8 protein-coding genes are annotated in these 8,316 nt (G+C 35.7%); 2 read left to right on the top strand and 6 right to left on the bottom strand.

The window, feature by feature from the left end; translation table 11 throughout:
- Both K8V80_RS03780 and K8V80_RS03775 read left to right on the top strand, forming a co-directional pair.
- Window positions 1-578: LamG-like jellyroll fold domain-containing protein (locus tag K8V80_RS03780; protein ID WP_276775556.1), on the top strand; the 578-nt coding region annotated here is incomplete at its 5' end.
- A 297-nt stretch (window positions 579-875) separates the two neighbouring features.
- Window positions 876-1,409, top strand: a complete 534-nt coding sequence (locus K8V80_RS03775) for a hypothetical protein (protein WP_006745179.1) — start codon at window positions 876-878, stop codon at window positions 1,407-1,409.
- Window positions 1,410-1,576: 167 nt separating this feature from the next.
- On the opposite strand, the gene K8V80_RS03770 is transcribed toward K8V80_RS03775, so the two are convergent.
- From K8V80_RS03770 to K8V80_RS03745, 6 genes are all read right to left on the bottom strand, one after another.
- Window positions 1,577-2,305: a hypothetical protein gene (locus K8V80_RS03770; protein WP_276775554.1), complete on the bottom strand. Its 729-nt coding sequence runs from the start codon at window positions 2,303-2,305 to the stop codon at window positions 1,577-1,579.
- A 278-nt stretch (window positions 2,306-2,583) separates the two neighbouring features.
- Window positions 2,584-2,772 (bottom strand): hypothetical protein, encoded by a 189-nt coding sequence (locus K8V80_RS03765; RefSeq protein ID WP_006745181.1) that lies wholly within the window; start codon window positions 2,770-2,772, stop codon window positions 2,584-2,586.
- Between the two features lie 91 nt (window positions 2,773-2,863).
- Window positions 2,864-3,025 carry a hypothetical protein gene (locus K8V80_RS03760; protein WP_276775552.1) on the bottom strand — a complete coding sequence of 54 codons (162 nt, stop codon included), beginning with the start codon at window positions 3,023-3,025 and terminating at the stop codon, window positions 2,864-2,866.
- 380 nt (window positions 3,026-3,405) lie between these two features.
- A complete protein-coding gene (locus K8V80_RS03755) occupies window positions 3,406-4,524 on the bottom strand; it encodes a TIGR04133 family radical SAM/SPASM protein (RefSeq protein ID WP_276775550.1) in 1,119 nt (372 codons plus the stop codon).
- 731 nt (window positions 4,525-5,255) lie between these two features.
- A complete protein-coding gene (locus K8V80_RS03750) occupies window positions 5,256-6,017 on the bottom strand; it encodes a head GIN domain-containing protein (protein ID WP_276775548.1) in 762 nt (253 codons plus the stop codon).
- 493 nt (window positions 6,018-6,510) lie between these two features.
- Window positions 6,511-6,873 carry a hypothetical protein gene (locus tag K8V80_RS03745; RefSeq protein WP_006745185.1) on the bottom strand — a complete coding sequence of 121 codons (363 nt, stop codon included), beginning with the start codon at window positions 6,871-6,873 and terminating at the stop codon, window positions 6,511-6,513.
- Window positions 6,874-8,316: the final 1,443 nt, after the last annotated feature.

The raw sequence follows: 8,316 nt of genomic DNA, 5'->3' as shown, positions 1-8,316 counted from the left end.
GAAGTATGAACGGCAAAGGCTTTGGCATTGAACAAAGCAAACTTGGAGAGCCTCAGCTATCTGTCTATATGGGCGATGGCTATAAGAGTGTAGGAGATTTTGTAGCTACATCTAAAACCTACAACCATTATATCTTCACCTATGATGGCAACGAACTACGTGCTTATACCAATGGCATTCCAACTGGGGTAACAGAAACAAGCGGTCTTATCAGTCTGCCTACCGAACTTAAAGCCCACTGGCTAGGTATTGGAGGAGATGCTAGTAGTGGTAATGTAGTAAGCAAACCACTTTCAGGAAGTATTGCCTACGTTCGTATTTATGAGCATTCTATCTGTAGAGATGAAGCCTACCATCTATACGACTTAATGCGTAGCCGCATCAATTTGGATAATATGCAAGAGTTTAATCAGCTACTCACCTTTGCCATCCCTCGGCGAATAGATGAGTCGGCCAAAGAAGAGCGAAAAGCTAGGTTAAATATCTTAATGAAAAAGGGTTGGCAACTTATGACCAATCACAATACCACTCAAAAAGAAATCAATGACTTCATTCACGAAGTAAAAATATCATTTTAAATAGACGTAACTATCTATTACACAAAGGCTCCTAATCAAGTATCTGCAGTACTGAATAGGAGCTTTTTCTTTTCGTACCTCTCCTACTCTCATCATCCTAGCAAGGTATGGATTAAGGGTTATAGCTCTTTCATTATCTTTCAGAGGAGCTCAAAAGAACAAATATCTATCTTTTTTAATAGAAAAATATTGAGGGAATAGCATGATAATCCCTTATTTTATTGTATTTTACAATTGAATCACATCTACAACACAACAGAGATATTCCAATAAGTTGAACTTTAAAAAGGGTTGATTATGAAAAATAAAAATCATATCATTCTATGGCTACAAAACGACACCAAAGACCAAGTAGGAACTATGACTTTTGATGGTAGGCCTCTCCCCAAAGGCTCAACAATTGTGTCTAAATGCTCTAGGCTAATTGCTCTGGGTATTCTGACAGGCAAGCCTCTCTACAGAGAAAAAGACTTGCAACTTTATCAAAACGAGAGTGGATATACCATCTGTGGAACTTATATTGATACCGATATAACCCATCGTAAACTTAGCTTTATGACTTATATCCATGATGTATATGATATCCACAAAGCCATTGATACTCTACGAAATGCTTCAGAAGATTTTGATAGAACTTTCCATGCTATGGATGCAGAGAAACTAAGTAAGTCGGTAGCCAATTACCACATTCGTATTGCCATAAAATACAGCGTGTTTAGTCAAATCATTGCCCTACTTCTTACCCTAGCCTGGACACATCATTCTAACAAAAAACAAGAGAGAAAAAGAATTGTGCAAGAAGAGGCAGATGCAAAAGATGATTTTTACTAAGAACCAACTGCCTTCCCGATAAGCAAACCCATCCACTCTCTATCTAAACAATAGAATTTCAAATTGAAATAAAATCCCCAAAAGTTTTAAACTAAACTCTTGGGGACTATCCATATCCCCCCTAAAAAGGGAATGGAGAAGTTATACAAATTATTTGAAAGCCTTATTTATAGATAGCGATCTAATAACGCCATATCTTGTAGTGGATCAAAGTCCAACTTTACCTCTGTATGGGCTGATGAATCAAAGCTATTGTTTTTTGCCTCATCGGGTTCTTTTTTGGAGAGCCAACAGTCATATCCTGTCATGCTCACACACGCTCCATGACGATTATAATGCAAGAATACCAAATATTGTCCATCTTTCAGCTCCTTAAAGAACAGTGGAGATTCAGAATTATACAGACCAGCCATATCTCCTACTTGTGCAAAATGATTCTTACGGAAGAAACGCAACATCGTTTCATGTATAAAATTAGCTCGATAGATGCTGTCAAACTTGAGTAAGTAGTCATGGCGATCTTTTATTCCATCCTGTTTGGGATGTAAACAATGCTCCATAAGCAAGTCTTTCCGAATGCAATCTGAGTCTTCAAAGTAATCCCAAACATCAATAATAAGAGCCTCATCTAGCAACTCCAATTCTTTGAGTTTGTCGAAGAGGTACTTCGTCATAGAATCTACACTCTCAGCATAAATTACCCCATCAACTTTTCTATACACTTCAAGTCTTCCTTCAATTTCGAGTAATCTAAAACCCGCATGATAGAAAAACTTATAAATACTCACCAAGTGTTGTTCTGTACATTGAACCTCTAAATCTATCCCTTGCAACGTGACATCAAAAAAATCTGTACGCACATGGATAGGATATTCTTTTTGATTTGTGTCTTCCATGAATTAGTCTATAGGTAAATGTCTATTGAGCAAATTGACAAGTACACTTATCAATCTTGCACTATTATCAAATATAGGGGAAAGATTTTACAATCACGTGAATATGAGCATATATTTTACATGCTTTGCAACCTAATAGAATCGATATCTGTACCTACTCACCCATTCTGATATTTATCAATCTTGAGTGTATCCATTTTTTTAACAGTTAATCGGCATATTTTCACTCACTCTTTAGCCCAAGGAGCAAGAATGAATAATTAGAAGAATCTAAAATTTCAATTCCGACCTAGATCACCATACTGCTCTTCAATTTCTTCAGACCACTCATCCCAATACCCTATTTCTTCTCGGTGTTCTAGTATTTCATCACGAGTAAACCACTCATCTAAGTCTTCATCGTAATAGAGGAGCTGCTTCGTATCCTCATCCCAACGGGTATTTTCTTCGCTTAAATCGGTTCGCATAATTCTATTGTTTTAAGGGTTCGCTACTCACCGACTTCACCTCGACATGTTCCAATAAATACTTACTAAAACATGCGGTTTATCCCACTTTTCAATATAGTTGAGTTTGATACATATACTGAAGAGGAAGGAAGTCTTCTTTGCAGAGCACATCTTCAGCTGGGGTGCTACGCACGTTATTGATATACTCTTCTGGATGAATTGAGGCAGCAAAGAAATCAGATTCAAGGATCTCACTTTGACCTGCCCCCATTCTGGTTTTTCAACAACCTTTTATTCATCTCATTCCGTGCTGCTTTAAGATAATTGAATCCTTTAAAGTAAGCAATTTATAGTGTATAAAAGTAGATTCTGGCATTGAAATCACACAAGAATACGACAGTTCCAAATGTAGATTGTAAGAAGAGTTATAGACTACATCCCTATAAAATAAAGATAGACGAAAAAGAGGTAGCAGAATTTTCTTCTACTACCCCCTACTTATAAAGACACAGAATTCAAAGCGATTCTAAATAGTTTTTAAGTATAATAAGCGATTGTAACACCCTACCTCAATTTTAGCATTCTCCTTTATTTAGTACTTAGATACTTAAACAACCCCAAATAAAACGACTTTAAAACCGCACTTCAATCCTAATGTTTAAGAGTATTCACCAAGTTGCTTGCCGAATCTTCCTGATCTTTACGCTCTACATGGCAAAAGTACATCTTGCCATTTTCATCACGCATATATAAACCATTCCCTTCGCAGTATTGATAAAACTCACAACTTTTGCAACACGCATTGTGTGACCACTTATCATCTCGAAACATTTTATACTCATTATTCCACACATCCATAAAATTGTCGGAATAGATATTTCCTTGTGAATATTTTGTTCGTAAAGCAGGGCAAGCCGATATCGTACCATCCACTAATATCGTACCCATATTGATCCCAGCCCTACAGAAAAAGAAGCTGTTTTGAATATCAAACTCGTAGTTGCCCAAAAATCCATCACAACCACAACTGACATTCATCTCTTCTAATTCACTCATCTCTCTCATAAAAGAAAAGAGCTTCTTGAATTCTTGATTATTAATGCCTGATTGATTGGGACCTTTTTGTTCTTTTCGAGGAAAAAGAGAGTGTAACCTCCAGTTTTTTACGCCAAGTTTCAGCAACAAATCTTTCAAGTGACACAAATCCTCATAGCCCTGATTAGACACACAGGTAGATACTTTCAACTTAACATCTTCTTCGTGTGCTAGTAATTCTATGGCTTTTACAGCATGCTCAAAGCTATGCTCATTGCCCCTCAGTTTATTATGTGCATCTTCAACTCCATCCAGATTCACGGTTATAAAACTCATACCGGAACGCATAAGCTGTGTAAGCCTCTGTTTTTCTAAGATAAGTGCATTGGTGATAATTCCCCACTTGAATCCTCGCTTAGATAGCTCCCTTCCACACTCTTCCAAATCAGTACGCAATAGAGGTTCGCCACCCGTCAAAACAACCCTTGTTTCCTGGGGATCTATTTGAGGAGCTATTTCATCAAAGGCTTTTAGAAAGTCGTACAAGGGCATATCTGTCAGCATTGTATCTTTTCTACAAGAGCCATTCCCGCAAAAGCTACAAGACAAATTGCATCGCACCGTACACTCCCACATTAAATACTTTAGCTTATGTTCTGTAGTAATTTGTCGTTTCTTAAACTGAAACAACCGTAAGCCGATTCTTTTACGCAGTGACAATTTCCTCTCTTTCATATATCTATAATAGTGTGTCAGACATGGGTCTGAACCACACATTATCTTTTTTATGGCTAAACAGCCATTTATAAAAAATATCTTTCCCTTTCTTTAAGGTAGTACTCCTAAGAGTCTAAAGCAGCAAGGTTCCTCGACTGTATGGATGGTCTATACAAAATCTTTAAATAAACTATTTTGTCTTATCCTTTCTCAGGCAAATACTAAAAACACCTTAAACGTCGCCTTTGGATATTTCAATGCTGTTACAAAAACCTTAAGGTTTATTAAAAATAGATATTTTATTCGAGAAGTTCAAACATTCAGTCCTATATTATTTCTAAACAATACTCTATTTCTTAGCAAATATCAATTAATCAATTAGATATCAATCTAAAAATATTCTAATAACTGATTTCATAAATTCCAAATCACCCTCAATAGATCTACTTCATTTTAGGAAATTCAGATCAAAACAGGGGTACTCATACTTTTACATTTACTAATAATTCCTATTTTTTATAGATTGTGCTATTGAGACTCTATCTTTTGTCGAAATATCCTCTTACAGAGGTTTTTCCTAATTGTCTTCTTTTTTCGTTGTATCTCGACTATTTATCCTCTCTAGAAAAACGGAATACTCACCACCAGAAAGTAGCTCATCCTAGGCATATCGATTACTTTTTGCAAAAAGAAGGGTAACTACTTTTTAGCAATTACCCTTTCCCTTATATTCTGATTAAAATGTTTCTTTATTTCGCTTTACGAAAAGATTTAGGAGTCTTCGTTTGAACATTTGGTTTGCCTTTATACCTCACGATACCTCCTCCTTTTACCACTCCACCTAAATTATTCTCGGCTGTGCAGAAAATGTTTCCCGAACCAGATATCTTCGTATTTACATTTTTTGCCATCATCTCTAAACCTTCAATTTTACCCGATCCTATTATAGAGTAGATTACATCTTTCGTTGTTCCTGCTAATTTTATCAAACCTGAGCCTGATACCTGCACTTCTAAAGAGGTGGTTTCAGCTTTTTCAACTTTCACATCTCCTACTCCAATCACATCCAACTTCATTTTATCACTGATGAGGTCGGCAGCTTCGATATTTCCAGAACCCGATACGCTTAGTGAAATAGGCTTCACGCTCTTTATTGTATTCCTAATTTGGATTTCACCAGATCCAAACACACTAAAGTGGTGTACAAAGGGTGCTGTTACGTAAATTTTCACATCCGAATCACTATTGAGCAAGGCAATATCACGGTTGTTTACCTTTATGACAAAGGTGTCTCCATCTACATAAGTTTCAATACGATCTAGCTCTTCTTCTGGTCCGACAATCTTAATACTTTGCATCTCATCCGATTGCTCAAAATAAAGTTCGGGGGAGCCCATAAGTTTAATTCGAGTAAACTCGGGCAAGCCCACTTCTTTTTCTATCGTTTGAGCTATACCAGGAATTCCTACTAAGATAAGTAAGGTGAATATTAAGACTTTTAGTTTTTTCATATATCTTCTATTTTCGTTTGTTCTCATTGTATTACACAAGGTAATCTTTTTTTATTTATTATTCCCTTTTCCAAATTGAAAAGGCTCTCTAGGAGAGAATCTCAACGATTCGTCAACTCGGTTTCTTTGTTCCTTTTCAGACTAGAGTCAAAGATTAATTGCAAGAAAAAGCCTCACATCTTCTTTTCAAGGGTGAGGCTAGCCTAGTATTGCTATGCTTTATCTCTGTTTCACTTTAATCTAAGCGTGGTAAAGCATACGCATCTCCTATTTTTTATCTATATATAAGATAACATAAGTTCTATCATTTCCCAAGGAATCTGCTTAAGAACCCTTGTTTACGGGTTTTCAAAAGATGATTGCTTGCCAGATACTTACTTAGGAGGATCTAAATGACTCTTTTACCTCGGGTAAACGCCATAACGAAAATCACTTACTTATTTCTTTAGAAGGATAGGAGTCAATCTGCTTGGGTATTCTTATTCAAAGATCCTTATTCATCATACAAGGATCTATCCGATTGCTTTCTAACGGCTTCATCTCTATTCTCATGGTCCAAGGCTGTATTCACAGCGTGTGAATGATCTGTTTTGTCATTTGAATAGTCACTAATCGCTTTAACATTCCCCTCACATTTTAGTACAGGGATATATCCCTTACCTGGTCTATCCAAGATAGGCATTTGATAAGAGGATACTGTCCAAGCCCTCTCTTTGATTGATTTTTGCTTAGTAACTAAGGTAGGGCTCGTCTTCGTATCTTCTTCTGAATGAACTGCCCTTTGTGCTTTTGCGGTTTGGGGGTATAACCCAAATAGCAAGAGTGCAAGTGCACCCTCTAATATAAAACGTTTCATCGTAATCTTCTTTTAAAGTGTTTATGTATATTATATCTAAAGTATAGATCTGTTTTATTTATCTATGTAACAGTCTATTCATTCCTAGTTCGATATGGGTATGGATAAGTTTCTAACTAGGTTGAAATACACACACCTCATTGAAGAGTTTTCCTTTATGACACCAGCTGTGCCACTCTTATTCATTAAATATAGCTTCATTTTTTGTAGATTTATTTTGACAATACAGCAAGTTTTATTGAATTAATTGCATATTATTTGAAAGAATTATTTTTTACACTTTTGGGGATTACTGTTGGTCTTTAGAACAATACTAAGTAAATATAGACTCTATACTGCTTGTATGGGTCTTTATCTCTATATTATTCTCTAAACTTATTCTTTTATACTTCTATAAATATTGACAGATATTAAAAACCAAAAGGCATACTTCTAACCCTATTTTTTTACTCTTCTTACTTTAGTCTAAAAAGTAAAATGGACTGATCATCCCCTCTTACTTTTTCAAAGAAAACCATAGAGGCCTACTATTTTGAAACCTTTTTGTTGACTCTCTTATCTTAAGTTCTACATAATATTAGGAAAGAGACCTGTAACTATCATTCATTCTAATTTTATATTCAGATCAATGATAACTACAGGTCTCAGTGTCAAATTGTCCATGAAGTCAAAGAACTAAGAGAGAACCAAGGGCTCATCGCTCGGAAGGTTCTCACGAATGAATTAGGAATATAAAGTGGCATTTACTTTTCTTATTCCATTTTAGTTCATTACTACATTATGTAGTGGTGTTTGCTGATTGAGTTATAGAATCAGCATGCTCATCAGGACAAATAGAAATAGTTTTTTCATATTCTAAGGTATTAGGTTGGTTTATTTGTTTCTTATTTTACGGATCAAATATAGGTAATCCTTTTCTCTTTTTCTAGCTTTTTTGCCCGTCGAACGCACTGCTTTTCAAAACAGTTTTATCTTTAATAAGTGGATGGGGTTCTTGATGGATTTCTTAATGAGTGGATGAATTTTTTGATGCCCTCTTGATGCGTGGATGATACCTTCGCAACATTTCAAGCCTTTGTTTTTTCTTGATGCGTGGATGCCTTCTTCGCAACATTTCAAGCCTTTGTTCTTTAGAGTGTTGGTGATACTTTATTCTTTCGTTAGTTTGAGAATGTACTTCTTTTCTTCTTGATAAGAAAAAAGTACAAAAAAAGAATCAAGACTACGTCGTTACCTGCGGTATGTACTTGCAGACCTTTACAATACTGATGTTATTCTCCTCATTACTAATCTATTTCTTGATATGTGGATGCTACCTTCGCAACATTTCAAGCCTTTGTTCTTTAGAGTGTTGGCGAGATTTTATTCTTTCGTTAGTTTGAGAATGTACTTCTTTTCTTCTTGATAAGAAAAAAGTACAAAAAAAGAATCAAGACTACGTCG

The organism is Bacteroides coprosuis, assembly GCF_020741705.1.
Classification (GTDB): domain Bacteria; phylum Bacteroidota; class Bacteroidia; order Bacteroidales; family Bacteroidaceae; genus Bacteroides_E; species Bacteroides_E coprosuis.
The sequence above is the reverse complement of the archived record's forward strand: the minus strand, read 5'-3'. Positions and strand labels throughout refer to the sequence as shown.